The sequence below is a fragment of the Paenibacillus sp. MAH-35 genome (assembly GCF_058135425.1).
Window position 1 is genome coordinate 1 of record NZ_JBYUPU010000055.1, and the last position, 20,279, is coordinate 20,279.

The window sequence follows — 20,279 nt, forward strand, 5'->3', positions numbered from 1 at the left end:
TATAAGCTTTATTCACTACCATTGCTTTTCACTTCACTTTCTGATTTTGGATATACGTTCTTATCTGCTGTTCTGTATGTTCACTGACTGTTGCAACAAAATAAGAAGGATTCCAAAAATTTCCTCCACACAATCTCTTTTTAATCTCAGGAAACTCTTTAAAGTGCGAGTTCAAAAAGTCCGGTTTTCAGCACCGAGAAGATGGGATGAAGCTAGGAAATGAGGAGCGGAGCGTAGTGAAAGCTACGTGAGCACCGGAAGTTCCGGCTGAATTCCATATTCGATGTTGAGTTGGCTTCCTGATCGGCTTCGTGATCAAAAGCGGACTTTTTGAACAACCTCTTAAACAAAAGTCTCGCGGAAACACCTTTTAACGCTTTAATCATACCAGGTATTGAATGCTGTGGTGTACATTCCACTAAGAGATGAATGTGATCGGAGTCGCTTTCAATTTCAGATATAGTGAAGTTGTTATCGGATGCAATCTGAACAAGAATTTCTTTTAGTCTTACGTCGATTTCTTCCACAAGTATCTTGTGTCGGTACTTTACGCACCATACGATGTGGTACTAAATGGCATAGACGTAACCACGACCACGCTTTATTTCTGACACATAATCACCTCTGATTACAGGATAACATATGTCAGTGTTGTTCACCTATAGAAACCTTGACATTAAAGGGAATGTTGTAATAGTCACCTAAACATGTATCGGATAGTTAACGTGGCATAAGCCACGCCCTATCCGATGATGAGCTATCCAAGGCATTCCGCCATGTCGAGCAGGGTCACAAAACCGGTTCGTTGCTCTTCCATCCTTGATTGATTCCCTATAGTTAACGTTTTGGCGGATATTCGTCACCTTATCGGCTGCATCATGAAAACAATAACCTCGAGACAATATCTTTCATCGTTCTTTTCCGAATGGAGATAACCTCCTCTTCGGAGATATCCCCGTAAAACTTTCGTATCGCCTTGTGATGAGAGAAATAAAAGTAAACGGCTCCTAGCAAACTTACGATGAAATCTTCAGGATGATCGACTTTCCTGCATTCGCCATTCTGAACGCCTAATAAATACATACTCATCACCCGCTCGAAAAAGATGTTCTGGTGATGCAGATTATTAAAAATGTCTCGACTATGCGCGACACACTGGTCCATGATTTTTACGAAAAACGGATTCTCATGAAGAAAATGCATAAAATGCTCCATGACTTGAAGCAAATTATCGCGTACGGATGTGCCTGTAGGCGTGATTGAGACGGACGCCGCTTTTTCGAATAAATCGTTAATAACCGCCGTATATAACTCTTCCTTGCTTTTGAAATGGTAATAAATTAAAGCCTTATTGACACCAGCGCTTTTGGCAATGTAATCGATCCTGGATCCATCGTAACCTTTCTCCGCAAATTCCTGTAAAGAGGTTTGCAGTATTTTCTCTCTCCCATGACTCATAATCGATTCCTCCATCTAAAGCTCAATAATCCTGATTTTTTAGGTTTACGATAACATATCTGCAACTTTCTTCGCACTATCATAGCAGGGCATACCCAGGGCTCCGCACCCTTCAGTCGAATCTCCAACCAAGTACAACCCCTGTACCGTCCGGCTTTGCAGCGGCAGCAGTTTTGCATTCGTTCTCCTGGCTATTCCGTTCACCATCGCTCTGTGAATGATCCGTTTGCCTACCACGTATTTTTCCCATCCCGGGTATACTTTATGGAGCAAATTTTCAACTGCACTTTGAGAACCCTGAGCATGGCTATCGTCCAATTGCTCCTGTTCGCTCAAAAATTTCAGACCGTTGATCAACTGTCCGCCTGTAGAAACAGAAGAAGGATTATTTATGCTGTAGTCGTTCAAGTATAGACCTCCATCCAAATCCAACAAATTGCTGACATCGCCGCGCATCTTTTTGGAAAGCATAAGATCATAGACAAACACATACTGTGCCGGTTGATTTAAATAACCGCCGAACTCGTCTGCAAGGTAAGGATTACCTAGAAGCTTGCCTAACTCTTTCGGCGGAGCATTCAACACCACTTCATCGAATTCGTACTGTTCACCCTCACATACTACGCCTTTAACCTTGCCTGCTTCAATGATAACATCCGAGACTTGTTTGCCGCAAAGAATGCTGCCCCCATGATTCGTTATCACTTTTTGCAATTCATTCAGGAGTATGTCATATCCCATATAGCTTACAGGCTCGTTCTTCTCATATCCTCTCGATGTAAGTTCGACGAAATGGTTCATGGAATACAAATCGAGAGCACCGTCGTAGACGGACAACGCTGCATATGCGGTAAGAACCTTAGCGATATCCGGGTTGCTGACGTTTTCTCGAATCCATTGTCCTACGGACATTGCATGCGAGAAGTCTGGGGCTTGCTTCACCATTTGATAGAATTGCTTCAAACACAGTATATGATTGAAAAAACCCGAAACCGCAGGAGATGTAAGCGCCCCAAAGCCGAGCGGGGTGGAGATCACCTTACCATCCTTAAATAGTTTGAATTTGGATAAGCTCGCCTTCTTATACACCATCGGCAGCTCAAGCTCGCGAATAATGGAACGCATCGGCTCCTGTTTAGGCGCAAGGACCGCATGGGCACCGTAGCTCATTGTAAAACCATTTTTAGAAATCACATGGCTCCTTCCACCCTGAATCGGCGAACGCTCCATAATAACGACCCGGTTCCCTCTCTTCGCCAATAAAGCAGCTGTTACTAAGCCACCTAAACCGGCTCCCACAATAACAACTTTTTTCATATCTCCAACCCCCTTAAAAATTATACTAACCATTTAGTTTAATTTTACTATATCATACATCCGGGGGCAATAGTTTAAGGGAGATTTTTCAACCATGACTACAAATAAAACGAAAGTTGCCATCTGTGCACGTGTGAATACAGAACAGGAGGACCCAGCCTATGAGCTCATCGTTTTCTACCTTCATCGGCGACACTTTGGCGATCTGGCGAGAGGAGTAGAGGCGTTGTGTACAGGCATAGATCATGAAATAAAGGAACCGCCCCTGGGTCATTTTCATGACTTTTGGAACAGCTCCTTCATCGACTCCTTATTTCGTTCCCGCCTGCGTGTGCCACAAACGCAATAGCAAGGTAGCCGCTTCCGCCCTTGTAGCTGTATCCATCGGGCCGAACCGTTTGCCTTCACGTCCGTGTACTAGATTTCTCTGAACAGCGCCATGAACGTATCCTCTAGCCCAATCCGGAATATTTGCATCATCTGCAAAGGAGGTTCCTCCCTGCGCGATCTCCCACTTCATTGCCCTTGCCATCATGACAACCATCTCTGATCGGCTTACCCTGTGCATCGGTCGAAGTGTAAGGTCCGGATAACCCTGCAATACGCCGTTCTTTACTGCCGTGCCAATCACATCGGTCGCCCAAGCAGGAATTTGATCCTGATCGGTGAAGGGGAGCTCGCTCCCGGCGGGCCCTGAATTGATGCCTAGCGCACGTAGCAGCATGGCCACAAATTCGACTCGGGTAATATTCGCTTGAGGTTGGAATGTCGTCTCGGACTGGCCTTCGACAATCCCTATCTCGAAGGCTTCACAAATGGAACTCACTGCCCAATGATCCTTAATATCCCGAAATGTACAGGCGGGAATTTCCGCTCCTGGTTCCACGGGCTTTGTCAAACGATGAATCATCAGGTTGTATGTCTTGAGGACGCCGCTCTCTGCTCTAACCATGAATTCAAACTCATTGTCTCCCTCATCAAGCGCAACTGTTATTTCTCCAACATGATTGGCCTGATTTAAGGTTACAGTAGCTTTCGCATCGGAAGGAATCGCTTCAATCGTTACCTCGTCCGCAATGGTGTCCACTTGATAATGGGTCGTGCCTGCCGCGAACTCTGGCGTTAATGCCAGTTCGACTTCCTCAGCCTTCACGGTAAGCTTTGCGAGATTCGCGTTGTCTGAAGGCTGATGACTATCTCCGCCTCCGCCCGAACTCCGCGCAATGACCTGTACCGTACGCGTTACCGGCACCGCAGCATTTCCCGCACGATCTGTCGCATCATATTGCAAGGTATAAGTGCCTGGAACCTGATGGTATACGCTGCCCGTGATTGTGACCCGAATGTCTTCTTCCGCATCTGTTGAGGTCACACCAGGATCAACGAAGGATGTTCCTGCTGTGAGGGTGACCGACGCATCTCCCGACAGCGTGATGACAGGAGGCACCGTATCCACCGTGAACGCATGCTCCACCGATAAGCGGACTGGATTCCCGGTTGAATCGATTACACCAGCACTTACTGTATGCAAGCCATCTGCAAGTCCGCCAGGCGGCGTCCATGACCAGCCCCCATCATCCGCTACCGTTACCGTTGCCGCTTTGCTTCCATCCAGATTAATGACCACCGTTACGCCTTCATCCGCCGAACCACGGACCACCGGTGAGCGGTTATTCGTGTATTCACCGTTCATTGGTGTCATAAGCGCAGGTACAGCTGGCTGCTTCCAATCTGCATATAAAAGAATATTACTGCTCAATACGATCGTATCATGAGCACTATAAGTATCCCCGCTGCCATTTGCCGCTGTATTCCATCCATTAAATCGATAGCCTGCTCTCGTCCAATCGTGGCTTTTGTCCTGAACTTCCACTAACGATCCAGGCAAGTAGGACTGGCTGCTTAACTGTTCACTACCCCCATCCGTACCGTTCCCGACATAAGTTACAAAGGCTTGAATTGCCCTTATATAGGGGTATCCATCATGGTGTGGAGCTTGCATGTCCCAAACCGTATCAAAGTCCCACGGGTAGTTCAGCCTGTTCTTCATTTCGTCAGAAGTTAGACCTTGCCCGCTACCACCCGACTGTCCTGTCGTATCCCTATTATAGAAGCTGCTGTTCACAAATCCACTACCGCTAATACCAACTAAGCCGCCTACGAGATAATCCCCTGTTACTCGCCCAATCGCATAACTATTTTCAATATCTCCATCGCTATTATCCCCTATTAGTCCCCCAACAGAGTCGCTTTGAAATCCAGATTCACATGAGCCGGTCACCGTTCCAGTTGCAAAACTGTTGGAAATGAGCGAGTTGCCGCCATTATCTCCTACGAAACCGCCGACATCTTCACAGCCTGCTACGTTACCAGTTGCATAACTGTAAGAGATATTTGTATTCTCTTGTTTACCGATAAACCCACCAACATCAACCGGGCTGCTAACATCAACCATAGCATAACTGTAGGATACAACCCCATTATCCATTCGTCCGCTTAAGCCACCCACATCATTTGTACCAATTACAATGCCGGTCGCATAACTGTTCGATATATTTGAATCTTTACTTGCCCCCGTCAGGCCGCCTACAAAATTTTGACCGTACACGCTCCCCGTAACCCCAACGTTATGAATGGTCGTGCTATTCCTACCAGCCAATATCCCTACATAATCAAGGCCCCTTACTCCAACAGCATTTATGGTGAGATTTTGTATAAAACTCCCTGTCCCTCCTACAACACTGAATAGCCCCACAGGCTGACCAGAAGAAGGGGCATTAATGATTAAATTGGTAATTTTAAAATTTCGGCCATCTAGACTCCCTGTGAATGGCGTTGTCTGATTGCCAATCGGCTCCCATGGATGATCTGCATCGAACACACTCATATCAATATCATTATTCAAAATAAAGTGACTACCCAAATAATCCCTCACATGATTTAGTTGATCTGCCGATTCAATCTGAAAAGGGTTGCCTGTTGTGCCGTTTCCTCCTGCAAAGCCGTTTGCCGCGTAAACAGTCCCCCCAGTTACAATCAACCCTGGGTAAGAACCAACCAATAACACAAACACAAGAAAAACCATCATAAATCGTTTTTGCATAACGTTCATTTTGCTACCCCCTAGTCGCAAATAAATTTGTAGTTTTCCCCCCCACGTACATCTACCCCACGATTTTCCACCCCATATCATAACATTGACCTATGAAAGAACTATGAAAGATTCTAAGTCTCAACGATTACAGCTGAACCCAACGCAGCCCATTTCATTCCGAAACATACAAGTGCCTCTACATTAAAGAGCCAGGCATTCCCCTAAGGTAAATGTCCTGGCTCCTTATCGTTGGATCTCACATTACTGCTTGCTACCGTCTAACATCGAAGCTCCAAAACAAAAAAGCCGTTATTCCCGTTAAACTCAGTTGCGGCTATTATGGCGGGGCTTCTCTCTTACAGGCTCTGTTCGGTCACTCCCGTTACCGGATCGAAGGTCAGCATCTTGGTCCCGATCTTATCGATGAAGAATCGATCATGGCTTACCGTTATGACCGCGCCGGGAAAATGGATCAGAGCTTGCTCCATAACCTGTATGCTCGTGAGGTCCAGATGGTTGGTCGGCTCGTCCAAGATAATCACAGCTGCGCCCGAGAGAAGACACTTCGCCAGCGCCACCCGAGCTTTCTGCCCGCCAGACAGATGGCCGATCGCTTTGCTCAGATCCGCCTCCGAGAATTGCAGCATAGCCAGGAATTTGTTCACCTTTTTGCGTGGAGCGTCCAGTCCCAATCCATACGTATTCACCGCGTGGCTGACGGTATCCTTAGGGTCAAGCTCCTCCCACATCCGGTTGAAGTAGGCGTAGCTGACTCCCTTCTCCCAGACAACCTCCCCGGAATCCGGCTTCTCCTGCCCGGTAAGCGCCTTAATGAGCGTGGACTTCCCGCTTCCGTTCGGTCCCACGATGACCAAGCGATCTTCCTTCTGAATATCGAAGCTTACGTTCTCGAAGATCTGTCTGCCCTCGTAGGTCTGCCCGATCGCCTTCACTTCGCATAGCTTGTCGGGAAAGCGCAACCTCTCGTAGATGTCGGTAATCAGCACGTTAACGGGATGAGGCTCTACCCGCTTCTTGTTATCCGCCAGCTTCCGCGAGAGACGGTCTTTCGAACCGGACTTCCGGCTCGCGCGATCGTCGATCGCCTCGGATTCCATGAGCAGCAGCTCTTCCTCCCACTCGAATTGGCGATCCAGCTCCTTCTTGCGCATCTTCTTCTTACGGACGTAATCGGTGTAGTTGCCTTCGTATTCCTGGAAATGATAGTTCTCGATCTCGATCGTGCGCGTGACGACCTTGTCGATGAATTGCCGGTCATGCGACACCAGAATCAGGGCTCCCTTGAATCGGTACAACCACTGTTCCAGCCATGCGATCCCTTCCATATCCAAGTAATTCGTAGGCTCGTCGAGCAGAACGACATCGGGCAGCTCGATTAGCATCTTCGCGAGCGCCGCGCGGTTACGCCATCCCCCGGACAACTCATCGATGGGCTGATTGCGGGATCTGTCATTAAACCCTAGCTTCGTAAGCACCGTATTAATCTCGACGGACACGTTCCAGCCATCGAGATGATCCATCTGCTCGAATAACTCCGCTTGCCTTGCTAGCAGCGCATTCATCTCACTATCGTCGGTCACCACACCAAGCTTATCTCCGACTTCCTGTAACTCTTGTTCAATAAGAGCAACCTGCTCAAAGCAAGCTTCCAGTTCTTGTTGAACGGACAAGCCTCCGCTGAGTTCCGAGAATTGCGAGAAATATCCGATTTGCACCTGAGGATCTATTTCTACTCTGCCGGACGTCGGCTCTTCCTTGCCCATGATGAGCTTAAATACCGTCGACTTGCCGGCGCCGTTCCGTCCGATGAGGCCAATCCGTTCCCCTTGCATCACTCGAAAATAAATGTCGCGAAAGATCATGGACTCTTCATACTTCTTCGTGACGTTCTCCAACCGTATTACGCTCATGGCTATCACCTTTCTCGCTCCAACATCTGAAGTAATTATACCACCCTGGCCCCGCAGATACTTCCTCCCCCGTAACCAAAAGACACTGAGGTTCTATTCCTCAGTGTCTTTTTAGAAGGTTGTAATCTAAAGTAACTTAATCAGCTTTTCTAGCTCATCAACAAATCCTTTTGCAAGTTCAAAATCAGTATCTTTTAAAGCCAATTGTATTTTTATTTCAACTGCCTTTTTCTTTTGTTCCAGTTCTAAATAGTCTTTATCAAAATGACTAGCATAAACCATCTGTCTAAATTTTCGCATACTCATTTTTCTGATCGTCTTATCCTCAATGATTAAAACATAATCCATACCGTTTACAACGGAATAGAAATCATGGGAAATCATGAGAATCGCACCTTTATAGTCTTCAATGGCTTTTTCCAACGCGATTTGTGTATAGGTGTCTAAATGACTTGTCGGTTCATCAAGAAGCAATACGTTTGCTCTACTGGCAGAAACTTTAGCCAATTGAAGGATGTTTTTTTCTCCGCCCGATAAAGATTTTATCTTCTGACTAACGATTTCTCCTTCAAAACCATAGTTTGAAAGATACAATCTGACCTCATCATACGTGTTAAATCCCGCATCAATGAATTCTTCTAATATTGTATTAGAATCATTTAGCATTTCACCTTGAAGCTGAGATAAATAAGCCACTTTAGCGTCGGCATTTATTTCAATTGAATCATGATTATTGCTAAAGATTGCTCGAAGTAAAGTCGTTTTTCCGGTACCGTTTGGACCGATAATGGCCACTTTATCCGTCGTTTTGATCTCAAAGTTAACCTTGTCTAAAAGCAGCTCGTCAAAAGCAACACTATAATCATGGACCTTTACAACAATAGCGTCTTCCATTTCATTATCCATACCGAAACGGATATTCGGTTGCTTAATCTCCACGAAGGGCGCTTTAATTCTACGCGCTTCCAACCTCTCCTGAAAACTAACTCTAGCTTTTAACGCTCTACCTCTAGAGGCATCTGCATTATAAGTTGCAATAGTCCTTAGATTATTGATGATTTTCTCGTTTCTTTCACTCTCCTCCTGTTCGGCGAATGCGAGTTCTTGCAACTCGATTTTTGTCTGAAGTAAGGAGAAGTTATACTCCATATACCGCCCATCGAACTCTTGGATCTCCTTATTCTCAAGGTGTATAATTTTGTTAAAGCAATGATTCAATAAATATCGGTTGTGCGTAACAACCAGCAGCATTCCTTTGTAGGAATTAATCAGCTTTTTAAGCGCGTTTAGGTTTTCGAAGTCTAAAAATACATCCGGTTCGTCCATAATCATGAAATCGGGACGATTAAGCATTTCCTTCATCACTTGAATAAGCTTGAATTCCCCGCCGCTCAGGTCGGATACCTTATGATCTCTTCGCTTCATGAGGTTTGCTAGATTTAGCTGCTTATGAATGTTGCTTTCAAAATCATCCCCGCCCATTGCATCAAATGCGTCTAAAGCGAATTGATACTTTTCCAATAACGGTTCTATATCCAATGAAGTTTCCATTTCCGTGCAAATCGATTGAATTTCATTTTGAATCTTTATACATCGTTCTCCTATATATTCAAACACTGTTTTTTCTTTAGTGTTGTCTAGTTCTGAGAACTGACTTACATATCCAATCGTGCAATCGGGGTCCATTTCTAATTTGCCATCGAAAAGATATCTTTCCGGGTCCATCAGTATATCAATCAATGTACTTTTCCCACTGCCGCTTGTTCCAATAAAAGCGCAATGTTGATCTTCTTCTAACGTAAATGAAATGTTGTTATATAGTTCTTTTTGCGGAAACGAGAAGGATAAGCGTTCAACTTTTATCATCGTATTACCCTTTCTTTATAACTGAAATAGTAAGTATTATCATTAGATGTTTGCAACATAAGTTTCAAGTTTGCCGTTGTTAGCGTAACACCGTTTACAACCAAACTCAATCCATTTGTATCCCCTCTGATTCCTGAATTCCCCTGCGCTCCATCGGTAGCGAAAGACCGTTCTCGATGAGATTTTAAAAGCCTCCAAGTATCTTACATTTTTTCGGCTTCCGTACCATTTAACCACACCTTGCAAAAGAGATTTGTTCTAATACTACAATAGAAAGGCACCCGATTAGGTGCCTTCTCTGTGGTGAATAAATGTTGATGCGATGCCCCCTTACCCCTTCGTTCCCTCTTCCATGCTCTTCTCGAGTTTCTTCGGGATGGGCGGCAAAAACCGAGTCTTAAGAACCATGGGATTGTCAGTAAGAGTAGCCCCACGATTAAAAACTTAAATGCTCTAAAAACTTTGACCGGCTTACTTTCCAGCATTGGATCGCCGTCTGTGGCGGCGGCCAGCCTCGCCGCTATGTCCGCGAGCATCGTCCTTGGATGGCGCACTGTTGACTTTGACTCGGTCCACCGCGACAGTCGCCGGTTCCGGCTTCGTAATTGTCATCGGGTAAGGATGATCGGTAATAACTGGGATTCTCTGCTTCGTCAACTTCTCGATTTCCTTCAGATAAGGAATCTCCTCGTTCTCGCAGAACGAAATCGCGATCCCACTCAAGCCCGCACGCCCAGTACGGCCGATCCGATGTACGTAAGTCTCCGCTATATTTGGCAAATTAAAGTTAATAACGTGGGATAGTTCCTCAATGTCGATGCCTCGTGCCGCAATGTCTGTCGCCACCAGCAAGCGTGTCGCACCGCTTTTGAAGTTATTCAGCGCCTCTTGTCGGGCATTCTGGGACTTGTCGCCATGAATCGCTTGCGCAGTAATCTTCACTTTCGTCAAGCCTCGCACTATCCGGTCCGCACCGTGCTTCGTACGGGTGAACACGATAGCGCTCGCGATCGACTTATCCTGTAGCAGATCGATCAACAGCGACAGTTTATTCGGCTTGTCCACATAATAGAGGACCTGCTTAATCCGCTCCGCCGTTGAGGAAACAGGAGTAATCTCAATTTTCACCGGATTCTTCAGCAAAGTGTTAACCAAAGATGTGATCTCAGACGGCATAGTCGCAGAGAAGAATAACGTCTGCCGCTTGGAGGGTAGCTTGGCAATGATTCGCTTCATATCATGAATGAATCCCATATCAAGCATCCGATCGGCCTCGTCCAACACCAGAATCTGCACGTGACGCAGGTCAACGAACCCTTGGTTCATCAGGTCGATCAACCGTCCCGGTGTTGCAATCAGAATGTCCGTGCCTTGCTCCAACAACTGTTCCTGAGCCCTCTGCGTGACACCACCGACGATCACGCCGCAGCGCACATTCGTGAAACATCCGTAAGATTTGGCATTGTCGGAAATCTGAATAGCCAACTCACGCGTAGGCGTCAGGATCAGTGAGCGTATAACGCGCTTACCTTTCATGCGACCCTGCTGTGTACTCAGCAGTTGGATGATCGGCAGCAAGAAGGCCGCTGTCTTGCCGGTCCCGGTCTGGGCGCAGCCAAACAAGTCACGGCCTGCCAGCACCGGGGGAATTGCCTGCTCTTGAATAGGCGTGGGCTGCGAATAATTTTCCTTAGCTATTGCTTTAATAATAGGGGGAATCAACTGCAATTGTTCAAACGTCATACGATCTCCTTCTTCAAGAACCAGTCTATACGCAGGTTTCTATACTAGTATTATACCCTAGAAAAGGAGTAGAACTGCACTTCCACTGAAATAGTGAAAACATTTGATAACCTGATAGCGGAGTAACGCGTATGGTATACTTAGCACAAAAATTAGAGACCGTGACAAGGGAGTTAGTATGAATCATCACAGGATACTAGAACAAGCATTGATTCATATCGAGGAGAATTTAGAACAGCCTTTATCCGTGGCATCCGTTGCTCTTACTTTCAATATGTCTAAATATTATTTTCACAGGCTTTTTTCTGCCATGATGGGCTGTTCGTTAAATCAGTACATCCTATCTAGAAGATTGAATGCCGCTTTATCACTCATTTATAATAACAATTTGTCGCTAACCCATATTGCTTATCAGTTAGCCTTTGGTACGCAAGCCTCATTCACCCGGGCATTCAAACAACAATACGGTGTAGCTCCAAGTTCGCTAAGAGCAGGGTTCAAAAAAATCTCTCCGACTCAAATACCTACTGTGGTTAAAAGACCATTTAAAAATATAAATGGTGATATCGTCACGGATTTCACATTGACAGAGTTCAAAGAGACCCGAATAAGCGGGATTGCCTTTGAAGTAGATCTAGCCACTGATGATTACAAGAAGAAGATTCACGCCCATTCAAAAATGTTGTTGAATCATATTGATGAAAATATAAATGGTTCTTGTTTTGTCATTTATTCAAACTGTCAACCAAATTCAACCCAGTTCAAGGTTCTGTTCGGAATCCCAAGTGACATTCAAATTCATAAACCCTTTTATTTCACGGTTAATGTACCGACTATATTTTGTGCGAGGTTCAACTATTTTGGTGACCTGCTTGATATTGGAGAAGTGCTCAAAACAGACTATGCTAGATTCTTAAAGATTTCCAAGCAAGAGTCTGATCAATCGGATATTGAACTTATCCAAGTTTTTGATGACGTCCACAATCTGGATTCAACCTACCATATCTATGCACCAATCAAAAAACTCCCTGACGATTTGGAAATTTAATATTGCGGCGAGGAGCCAAACCGTCAGAGGAACTATTCATTTCATCCATATGTAAGATTGCGGACATCTCTATTCGATGCTTACTTACGTCTCGACCAAATCACATATCCCATCCATATAAGAGCAACTCCCATAGGTATCGCCAATGCCCGATCAAGTGGATGAGGGATGATCGCGGCAGCAAGGGTCACTACAGCAGCGAAGGCGAGCAGAATTGCTGATAGGCGAGGCAAAACTCTGGCACGTAATGTGGCGATGCCTAGCAACAGACCTCCTAGCGTATACAATACTCCCGCGATCGGCGCTAATAGTGGGAAAATACCCAGATTTACCTCGCTGACAGTTCCACCAAAGAGCCCAACCATTCCTTCCACAAACTTCGCAGCGTCATTTGTCAACAACGGCAAAACGAATGCTTCGATGAAACTAAAAATTATTGAGATTAACCAGAACAGATTGAACAAAAGGAAACCGACCAAGCCAAGCCACCCCGCTTCTTTCGCTTGGCTTATATAAATTCCCGCAATTCCGATCAGGTTAAAGAGCGACATAGCAATAGTCAGGCATGCAATCACTACCCAAGAGTTTGTGTTCACAGAAGAGATATGATCTGTCGGGTGGATAAACTGAATGACGATATATAGAATCCCTGCTATTATTGCCATAAATCCTGACCACCGGACGAGAACATGTGCTGTTATTATTGATTTACTTCCCTCTTTATTGTGCTCTACATTCACGATGATTCCTCCACTTCTAAGTATTAATAAAATGATCGCCAAGTCTTTCTCGACATAACAAGTTTCCGACTTCAACTATCCAAAGAGGTTATTTTTGAAATCATTTTTTTGCCACAGTCCCTTCCTTTTTTATGTTTTGTCGAGTATAACTTAACAAATATAGCCTGCCTTTTACTTTTCAAATCTTGCTGTAATTGGTGAAGAGATCGTCGTCGGGAACCTTAAAGCGAAAAAAGCATCTCTTTCGAGATGCAAACGAATCTACGATATATTATTTATCCCATTCAATCTATTAGACCGTAACAATGTCAACCATTCGCCGTCACTTATGATAAGGTTCGGCGTATCACTCTAACCGCGAATTTTTATCGCGAATAAAAGAGGTGTTGATTGCTCCAATGTTCCCCTTAGAGTCTGCGACTTTTTGGACGCAGTGCCCAGGAAGCGATGCCAAGCGCGGCATAGAAAAGCGGAAGGATCATATGGAATCCGCCATCGCCATAATCGTTTGCGAACGCGTGGGATAAGGCCGAACCCGTCATTAGAAAAAAGATACCGCTGTAAGCCCATTCCTTAAGCCGGAGGAAGCCTGGTATAACGATCGCGATGACGCCAAGCAGCTTCCAAGCTCCGAGAATGTTCGTGATGTATAACGGGAAACCAATACCGGCCACCAAATCGACATTGCCGCCATATCGCATCAATTGCCCGATACCGCTTAACGCAATAGAGAATGCGAGAATGACGGTGACGGTCCAATAAGCGACCTTCCTTCCAATAGGGCTGGATTCAACCTTCGCGATTTTTTCATGACTTGTCATTGTGCTCATTTCCATTCCTCCTATGACCTCGTTCAATTCTTGCAACCGGAATCCACATGTCCCCGTATACCAAGCCGTCTCGCTGTCTCTGCCCCATCTCAATCGTTGTATTGGAGAGTGATATTCCTTTTCTGTTGCTGAGATCATCGTAACCCCTAATCATGTCAAAAAATGATACTGTTAAAGTGACAGTGGAGCGGATCGGCGAGTGCCCTTAATACGGTTGGACGTACAGTGAAAAATAGCAAAAAAAAAGTCCCCGCGAATCACGGCGACTACTTGCGCATTTACACCTTGAAGCGATATCCCGCGCCCCATACGGTCTCGATAAACTGATGCTGCGACGGGTCCTTCTGGATCTTGTCCCGGATCTTCCCTACATGGACCGTGACCGTGGCGGTATCGCCATAATTGTCGATTCCCCAGACCCGATCCAGCAACGCCTCCTTGGAATAGACCCGATCCGGGTTTTCCGCGAGGAACAGCAGCAGGTCGAACTCCTTAGCCGTCATCGTAACCTCCGCCCCGCGGATCGTCACTCGTCTTGCATCGACCTGAATCGCGAGATCGCGAATGTTCAGCTCGCGAGACTTCCGGCCATGCGAAGAACCGGTGCCTGCCGCGACACCGGTCAATCGATCATACCGATCGAGATGCGCCTTCACCCTCGCCACGAGCTCCGTCGGGCTGAACGGCTTCGTCACGTAATCGTCCGCCCCTAGGCCAAGGCCTCGGATCTTGTCGATATCCTCCTTGCGGGCGGATACCATGAGCACCGGAATGTATTTCGTCTCCCGAATCCGCCGCAATAGATCAAAGCCGTCCATGCCCGGCAGCATGACGTCCAGAATGATCAGATCGTATTCCCGCTCCAGCGCTTCCTCCAGCGCTTGCCGGCCATCAGCCCGAAGGGTGACCTCGTAGCCATTCACCTCGAGAAAATCCCGCTCCAGCTCGGCGATCGCTTGATCGTCCTCCACGATTAACACTTTGCGCTTCGACATCTCACGCTCTCCCCGCTTCCTTGCTATCCCGTTTCATCGGAATGCTAATCATCACCGTCATGGACTGTCCCGGCTCGCTTCTCGCATGGATCGTTCCGCCATGATTCGCGATAATCTGCTTCACGATGGCAAGGCCTAACCCGGAACCGGCCACGTTCTGATTGCGGAACGCATCCCCCCGATAGAATCGATCAAAAATTCGATCCAGTTCGTCCGGTCCCATCCCCGGTCCGTTATCCGTAACCTCCACAACCCATTCCTCCGACTGCCGCCCGATGTGCACGTGGATATGGGGCTCCTGCTTATCCATGAATTTCACCGAATTGCCAACGAGGTTCAGCATGACGCGCTTCATCTTCTGGACATCCATCGTCACGACATCCTCTTGCCCCGCCTCATATTCGCTCGTCAGCCGCACGCCCGCGCGCTCGCACTCCATATGCAGCTCGCTCATCGTCTGCCTATAGAACGACTCGAGGGGCACCGTCTCCAAGTAGAAACGTTCCTGCTCGAGATCCAGCTTCGACAAGAGGAACAGATCGTCGATCATCCGGTCCATATCGAGCGTCTTCGCATAGATCACGTCGATATACTTCTTCAGCTTCTCCGGATCGTCCGCTACGCCTACCCGAATCCCTTCTACGTAACCCTTGATCGAAGTTAGCGGCGTCTTGAGATCATGCGAAATATTCGAGATCAGCTCCTTGCGGTTCTCCTCGAGCGCCAGCTGAACGTCGATCGATCGCTGCAACTCGCCGCGCATCTTCTCGTACGAGCGGATGACGCCTCCCACTTCGTTGCGCACCTTGGATTCCAGACGGAAGTTCAAGTCCCCTTCGGCAATGCGCCGGGAGCCCTGTTCGAGCTGTCGCAGCGGCCTAACGATATCCCTCGTCGTGATCCAGAGCAGCGGAACGAGAATGATGCCGACAAGAATCGCGATGCCAAGCAGCACGAACAACTCGAATCGGTTTGTCTTGGACTCTGCCATCGTCATGTCGGCCACCAGGTAATACGTCAATGGATCGTTGATTCCGGGAAAATCGTAGGCTATCGACAGCAAGTCGCGTTCCTCCCACGCGCTCACGACGAACATGCCGTCTTCTTTCGGTCCAGCCGCGGCCACATCCTGCCGTAGCTGCCTCAAGAACGCTTCTCCTTCGCTGAGCTCGCCATAGCTTTCCCAGCGCTCGCCTTGCCGGACGACAAGGAAGCCCTCGAACGGCTTCAGCCGTTCCCCGATAGAGGCCGCGAACTCGGGGGACTTCAGCTCCTCCGGCGCGTACCGCTCCGCATAGCGCAGATCCACGAACAGGTCGATGCCCCGGGAGAAGGCTTCATGCGGGGATTGATCCTTCACGATACTGCTTACGAGATACGATAGAATCGCCGTGACAATACCGATGCCGAGCATCGCAACGATAATCGCCGTCAGAATCGTACCCAATAAATACGTTAAAATAAGCTTCAATCGTATTGACATACATCAGAACTCTTTTCTTTGAAAGGCTAGCAAGCCCAATATAGTGCCAATGATATAGTAGGCTGCCATAAATAGCAACGTGGAAACCGTCATGCCGGCATCCCCTCCATACAGGAGCGGCTGCAGCCAATCCGCATAGTTCGTGACGAGGAACCGATTCAGCCCCGGCTCGAGAAATCCGACCACGCTCATCGCCATCCACAGCACGACGCTCACCGCCATCCCGACAGCGCTGCTCCCCACCCATAGGGACACGCTGTTCGCTAGTACAAGCAACAAACCGCTGAATAGGATCGCGCCGCCAAGCTCCGCTAAACCTGCACCAAGCGTTGACGCCGCAGGCACGTCGTGAAGAATGAAGCCTCCAATGAAGGTCGGCACCAACATACACAGAACAATTAAAGCGCCGGCCGCCCACCCCGCGAACAATTTCCCCATGAAGAGAAACTCCCGGCTAATCGGCAGCTTAAGCGCATGCTTGATTGCCCCCTTGAATTCGCCGATCATTAGGTCGCTGCCGAGCGCCACCATGAGGAAAGGAAGCACGACCGCGAGCAGCAGCTCGATTGCCGTCTGCGGCAGGTTGTCTTCGAGTCCAAGACGGTCGCCGACAAAGACGAAGAGAACGCCAATGATGAAGGAGAGAAGAAGCAGAACCTTCAGCTTGCCTCCACGGAACAGCTTGCGAAGCTCCTCCGCGGCGAGGTTATTCATCTGCGCAATCATACGGCCGCCCCACTCCTTTCCTGTGCGAGATGATGCAAATAATAGTCCTCCACACCTGCATAGGACTCCCGGATCCCCGCGATGCCCGACGTATGGACATGCCGCCCCTCGTAAACGATGCAAGCATGCGTGATCCAATCCTCCATGTCGTGCACCTGATGCGACGACACGATGACGCTCATCCCCGTTTCGGCCACGAGGCCGCGCAACATCATCGAGATCTCCCGCCTGCCCTCGATGTCCATGCCCGAGAATGGCTCATCAAGCATCAGCAGCTTAGGCCGGTGGAGCAGCACGCTGGCCAGCTCGAGCCGCTGCTTCATGCCGGTGGAGTACTTCTTGATCTTCATGTCTTGGTGCTTCGTCATGCCCACGAGTTCCAGCGCCTGCCGGATGCGCGCTTCGTCGACACCGGGATATAGCTTATGGTAGCACCTCAAATAGTCATATCCCGTGAGATAGAGGTACGGGGACGGCTCTCCGATCATCAGGCCCATGTACAGCCTCGTCATCTCGGGCCGGTCGGCGACGGAGGCTCCGTTCCAGCATGCTTCCCCGCGGTCCGTCCCGATCCAGCCGGCCATCGCCTGCAGCGCCGTCGTCTTCCCGGCTCCATTCGGCCCCAGCAAGGCGACAACCTCACCGGCTTGCACGGTGAGGTTCAGTCCTTGGATGCCGCGTCCGCCGGGGTAGACCTTCGTCAGATCGTTTACTTCGAACATAGGCAGGTCCTCCCAGGGTCCATTGTGTTAGCTGCGGTCGTCAAAGGTTGCCACGTCGATCATTTCCACGGACTTGCCGGCAGGGTCATGCGCATCCGGCGTCGTGGCATTGATGCCGCTTATGTTGCCTGCGCCTTCCAGCTCCACGCGGTGGGTGACGCCTGCCTTATCTTTGCCGCTCACTTCAAGCTCGCCCTGCACGCCTTGCACCTTGTTATTCGCATCGACCGTCATTTGCAGCCGTACATGCTCAATGGCAACGTCATCCCTCAGCTCCGGCAATTGCGCTTTCAGGTCGATCCCTTCAAGTCCTTGGAAGAAAGGAAGCTGTCCCAGCTGCCCCCACTCCGCATGCGCTTCCGGCGCATGCGTGCGCCCTATTTTGTCCTCGGCTGAAGCGGCGTCCATCAGTAAACGCAGCGGAAGCGGAATATCCTCCTTGCTGATGTCGACCGTAATCGTCTTCGAGCCGTCCGCCTGGTTCGCCACGCTGAAGTTATCCTTCAGGTCGCCCACCAGGAAATCGAGAAGCGCTTCTTCCGCCTTGTTCATCGGGCGATCCTGAAACTCCTCCTTATCCGACCAATCGCGGTGTTCGCCGGCATGTTCATCGTCCAAATTGATTACCTGATAATGCAAATCATGCGTTCGGTCTACGAGATAGACCTCATCGTCGCCACTGCTGTACAGGCTGGCTTGTCGTTCGACGCCCATGAGCGTAAAATCGAGGTCGCCACTAACGTTGTGCTCTCCGCCCGCTTTCCCCATCTTCCCCGTGCCGTCCGCCTTCAACACCGTCTCGCCGTCAACCGTCAAGCTGATGTTTCCGTTGACCATCGCGCTCTCCATCTCGGTCCCCGATGCATGGTTCGCTTTCAGCACCGCCTTGAACGCATCGTAGCCTGTCGTATTCGGACTATACGCGAACGCCGTCGCCGTAAATAACGTCATGGCACCAACCACCGCGCCGATCATGATGAATTTGTTTTTCTTTTTCATTTTCCCTCGCTCCTTTAAGGTTGTATGGTCTCTCTCTTGCCTACAACCTTAGTTTAGAGGAGGAGTCTAAAGTCCCTCGAAAGCAATTCGAAAAGTTTTCTAAAATCGGTACACTGTATTTATAGGATTCAAGACTGCTGTTCAGCACTTCATAATAAACTTCACTATTATCATTCCGCGTCAGATATTCAGGATGGTTCTCCACGATACACCCCACGCCATTCACTACAAACTTATACAAATGTCTGCCTTTCGAAATGCTTCGTTCCAGCTGTTCACGGATTCCATCAGGTGCTCACCTCCGCACCATTCGAACAGCGAAAAACGTTGCTGCACCTATTCATCAAGCGAATTACGATGAACGAAAGCAAGAAGATCGAGACGATTGAACTGAGCAACCGCGGGAAGAACGTGCCAAGGTTAAGGCCACTCTGGAGAAGGAACTGGCGGAACAAGACAGCTCAAAGCGTATCCGACACGACCTGGAACTGTTAGACGAAGTCATTCAAAAGGGCTTCGACACGTTGAGCAAGATGGAAGTGATCCGCGTAAAAAACGACCTGATTATCTCAATATCCTTGATCGATATAACCTCAGTGAGAACAGTTCTGATCTAGAAATATTAATAGCAACACGCGGCCGCACACCTACCGACCCATTTGAGTTCGTACAGTATATAGATTTTCAACCAGGCCAGCATTTTAAACTAAATTTCGATTTAGCTGGTGTCCGTCATTATGAACCAAACATACTATCGCGGGGTGGAGCAGCCCAGTAGCTCGTCGGGCTCATAACCCGAAGGCCGCAGGTTCAAATCCTCCCCCGCAACCAATTTACAATTCTTGCTCGCTATATATAACAAAATGCCTTTAACCCGCTGATTGGATTAAAGGCATTTTTGTTTTATCTTTGTTATTTCTGGTTCGCTTCAGTCTTATTAATGTCCCTCTGAAATTACTCTTTGCACGGTTTTGTGAAGTCTGTCCTGCCTCAGAGGTTTAACAATGTAATCATAAGCTTGTACATCGAATGCAGCAGGTGCATATTCTTTATAGGATGTAACGAAAACCAGCTTCATCTGTCCATCACGTTCTCTTATTCGATGAGCAAACGTTAGACCGTTCTCCCCCGGCAGTTTAATATCTAGAAATACCAAGTCCACGTTATGATTCGTCAAATAAGAGAATGCAGATGTAGTCTCAAAGAAGCTTCCCACGATTTCGATTTGATCAAGCTTAGCAAGCATTCGTCTCATAATGAGATGCATGGCCTTCTCATCATCGATAATAACGACCTTCAACTGAAGCACCTCCTACAAAGACAAGTG

General features: G+C 48.0%; 15 protein-coding genes, 1 tRNA gene and 2 pseudogenes. 2 read left to right on the plus strand and 16 right to left on the minus strand.

What is annotated here, in order from left to right; genetic code table 11:
* Window positions 1–28 precede the first annotated feature (28 nt).
* The 8 genes and pseudogenes from AC3Y2E_RS31455 to AC3Y2E_RS31490 all read right to left on the minus strand — a co-directional run.
* Window positions 29–163: pseudogene (locus AC3Y2E_RS31455) on the minus strand (transposase); the annotation flags it as partial.
* Window positions 164–338: 175 nt separating this feature from the next.
* Window positions 339–563, minus strand: a pseudogene (gene tnpA / locus AC3Y2E_RS31460) (IS200/IS605 family transposase); the annotation flags it as partial.
* 313 nt (window positions 564–876) lie between these two features.
* Window positions 877–1,458, minus strand: coding sequence for a TetR/AcrR family transcriptional regulator (locus tag AC3Y2E_RS31465; protein ID WP_379217250.1), 582 nt, complete (start codon window positions 1,456–1,458; stop codon window positions 877–879).
* 45 nt (window positions 1,459–1,503) lie between these two features.
* Entirely contained in the window at window positions 1,504–2,775 is a 1,272-nt protein-coding gene (locus tag AC3Y2E_RS31470; protein ID WP_379217251.1) for a phytoene desaturase family protein, read from the minus strand.
* 310 nt (window positions 2,776–3,085) lie between these two features.
* On the minus strand, window positions 3,086–5,887 hold the full coding sequence (locus AC3Y2E_RS31475) for an S-layer homology domain-containing protein (RefSeq protein ID WP_379217252.1): 2,802 nt from the start codon (window positions 5,885–5,887) through the stop codon (window positions 3,086–3,088).
* A 338-nt stretch (window positions 5,888–6,225) separates the two neighbouring features.
* On the minus strand, window positions 6,226–7,800 hold the full coding sequence (locus AC3Y2E_RS31480; RefSeq protein ID WP_379217253.1) for an ABC-F family ATP-binding cassette domain-containing protein: 1,575 nt from the start codon (window positions 7,798–7,800) through the stop codon (window positions 6,226–6,228).
* 126 nt (window positions 7,801–7,926) lie between these two features.
* The gene (locus AC3Y2E_RS31485) at window positions 7,927–9,666 is read right to left on the minus strand and encodes an ABC-F family ATP-binding cassette domain-containing protein (RefSeq protein WP_379217254.1); all 1,740 of its coding nucleotides are present in this window, start codon (window positions 9,664–9,666) and stop codon (window positions 7,927–7,929) included.
* A gap of 471 nt (window positions 9,667–10,137) precedes the next feature.
* Complete coding sequence (locus AC3Y2E_RS31490; protein WP_379217255.1) at window positions 10,138–11,409, minus strand: DEAD/DEAH box helicase; 1,272 nt, start codon at window positions 11,407–11,409, stop codon at window positions 10,138–10,140.
* Between the two features lie 178 nt (window positions 11,410–11,587).
* On the opposite strand from AC3Y2E_RS31490, the gene AC3Y2E_RS31495 reads away from it, so the two are divergent.
* Window positions 11,588–12,457 carry a helix-turn-helix transcriptional regulator gene (locus AC3Y2E_RS31495; protein ID WP_379217256.1) on the plus strand — a complete coding sequence of 290 codons (870 nt, stop codon included), beginning with the start codon at window positions 11,588–11,590 and terminating at the stop codon, window positions 12,455–12,457.
* Between the two features lie 80 nt (window positions 12,458–12,537).
* On the opposite strand, the gene AC3Y2E_RS31500 is transcribed toward AC3Y2E_RS31495, so the two are convergent.
* The 7 genes from AC3Y2E_RS31500 to AC3Y2E_RS31530 form a co-directional block, all read right to left on the minus strand.
* Entirely contained in the window at window positions 12,538–13,197 is a 660-nt protein-coding gene (locus AC3Y2E_RS31500; RefSeq protein WP_379217257.1) for a hypothetical protein, read from the minus strand.
* Between the two features lie 407 nt (window positions 13,198–13,604).
* Window positions 13,605–14,027 carry a DoxX family protein gene (locus tag AC3Y2E_RS31505; RefSeq protein ID WP_379217273.1) on the minus strand — a complete coding sequence of 141 codons (423 nt, stop codon included), beginning with the start codon at window positions 14,025–14,027 and terminating at the stop codon, window positions 13,605–13,607.
* Between the two features lie 278 nt (window positions 14,028–14,305).
* Window positions 14,306–15,022 carry a response regulator transcription factor gene (locus AC3Y2E_RS31510; protein ID WP_190924027.1) on the minus strand — a complete coding sequence of 239 codons (717 nt, stop codon included), beginning with the start codon at window positions 15,020–15,022 and terminating at the stop codon, window positions 14,306–14,308.
* A 1-nt stretch (window position 15,023) separates the two neighbouring features.
* A complete protein-coding gene (locus AC3Y2E_RS31515) occupies window positions 15,024–16,505 on the minus strand; it encodes a sensor histidine kinase (RefSeq protein WP_379217258.1) in 1,482 nt (493 codons plus the stop codon).
* Between the two features lie 3 nt (window positions 16,506–16,508).
* Window positions 16,509–17,231 carry an ABC transporter permease gene (locus tag AC3Y2E_RS31520; protein WP_379217259.1) on the minus strand — a complete coding sequence of 241 codons (723 nt, stop codon included), beginning with the start codon at window positions 17,229–17,231 and terminating at the stop codon, window positions 16,509–16,511.
* Window positions 17,228–17,953 carry an ABC transporter ATP-binding protein gene (locus AC3Y2E_RS31525; RefSeq protein WP_379217260.1) on the minus strand — a complete coding sequence of 242 codons (726 nt, stop codon included), beginning with the start codon at window positions 17,951–17,953 and terminating at the stop codon, window positions 17,228–17,230. Before AC3Y2E_RS31525 ends, AC3Y2E_RS31520 begins: the two co-directional genes overlap by 4 nt.
* 27 nt (window positions 17,954–17,980) lie before the next feature.
* The gene (locus AC3Y2E_RS31530) at window positions 17,981–18,952 is read right to left on the minus strand and encodes a hypothetical protein (RefSeq protein ID WP_379217261.1); all 972 of its coding nucleotides are present in this window, start codon (window positions 18,950–18,952) and stop codon (window positions 17,981–17,983) included.
* Window positions 18,953–19,707: 755 nt separating this feature from the next.
* Here AC3Y2E_RS31530 and AC3Y2E_RS31535 point away from each other — a divergent pair.
* Window positions 19,708–19,783: transfer RNA gene (locus AC3Y2E_RS31535), tRNA-Met, on the plus strand.
* A gap of 106 nt (window positions 19,784–19,889) precedes the next feature.
* Here AC3Y2E_RS31535 and AC3Y2E_RS31540 read toward each other — a convergent pair.
* Complete coding sequence (locus tag AC3Y2E_RS31540; RefSeq protein WP_379217262.1) at window positions 19,890–20,252, minus strand: LytR/AlgR family response regulator transcription factor; 363 nt, start codon at window positions 20,250–20,252, stop codon at window positions 19,890–19,892.
* Window positions 20,253–20,279: the final 27 nt, after the last annotated feature.

Excerpts from the sequence above, each read along its gene's own strand:
- AC3Y2E_RS31475 (WP_379217252.1), bottom strand. The coding sequence starts at position 5,887 with ATGAACGTTATGCAAAAACGATTTATGATGGTTTTTCTTGTGTTTGTG.
- AC3Y2E_RS31515 (WP_379217258.1), bottom strand. The coding sequence starts at position 16,505 with ATGTCAATACGATTGAAGCTTATTTTAACGTATTTATTGGGTACGATT.
- AC3Y2E_RS31465 (WP_379217250.1), bottom strand. The coding sequence starts at position 1,458 with ATGAGTCATGGGAGAGAGAAAATACTGCAAACCTCTTTACAGGAATTT.
- AC3Y2E_RS31490 (WP_379217255.1), bottom strand. The coding sequence starts at position 11,409 with ATGACGTTTGAACAATTGCAGTTGATTCCCCCTATTATTAAAGCAATA.
- AC3Y2E_RS31495 (WP_379217256.1), top strand. The coding sequence starts at position 11,588 with ATGAATCATCACAGGATACTAGAACAAGCATTGATTCATATCGAGGAG.
- AC3Y2E_RS31480 (WP_379217253.1), bottom strand. The coding sequence starts at position 7,800 with ATGAGCGTAATACGGTTGGAGAACGTCACGAAGAAGTATGAAGAGTCC.
- AC3Y2E_RS31485 (WP_379217254.1), bottom strand. The coding sequence starts at position 9,666 with ATGATAAAAGTTGAACGCTTATCCTTCTCGTTTCCGCAAAAAGAACTA.
- AC3Y2E_RS31520 (WP_379217259.1), bottom strand. The coding sequence starts at position 17,231 with ATGATTGCGCAGATGAATAACCTCGCCGCGGAGGAGCTTCGCAAGCTG.
- AC3Y2E_RS31510 (WP_190924027.1), bottom strand. The coding sequence starts at position 15,022 with ATGTCGAAGCGCAAAGTGTTAATCGTGGAGGACGATCAAGCGATCGCC.
- AC3Y2E_RS31505 (WP_379217273.1), bottom strand. The coding sequence starts at position 14,027 with ATGAGCACAATGACAAGTCATGAAAAAATCGCGAAGGTTGAATCCAGC.
- AC3Y2E_RS31470 (WP_379217251.1), bottom strand. The coding sequence starts at position 2,775 with ATGAAAAAAGTTGTTATTGTGGGAGCCGGTTTAGGTGGCTTAGTAACA.
- AC3Y2E_RS31525 (WP_379217260.1), bottom strand. The coding sequence starts at position 17,953 with ATGTTCGAAGTAAACGATCTGACGAAGGTCTACCCCGGCGGACGCGGC.
- AC3Y2E_RS31530 (WP_379217261.1), bottom strand. The coding sequence starts at position 18,952 with ATGAAAAAGAAAAACAAATTCATCATGATCGGCGCGGTGGTTGGTGCC.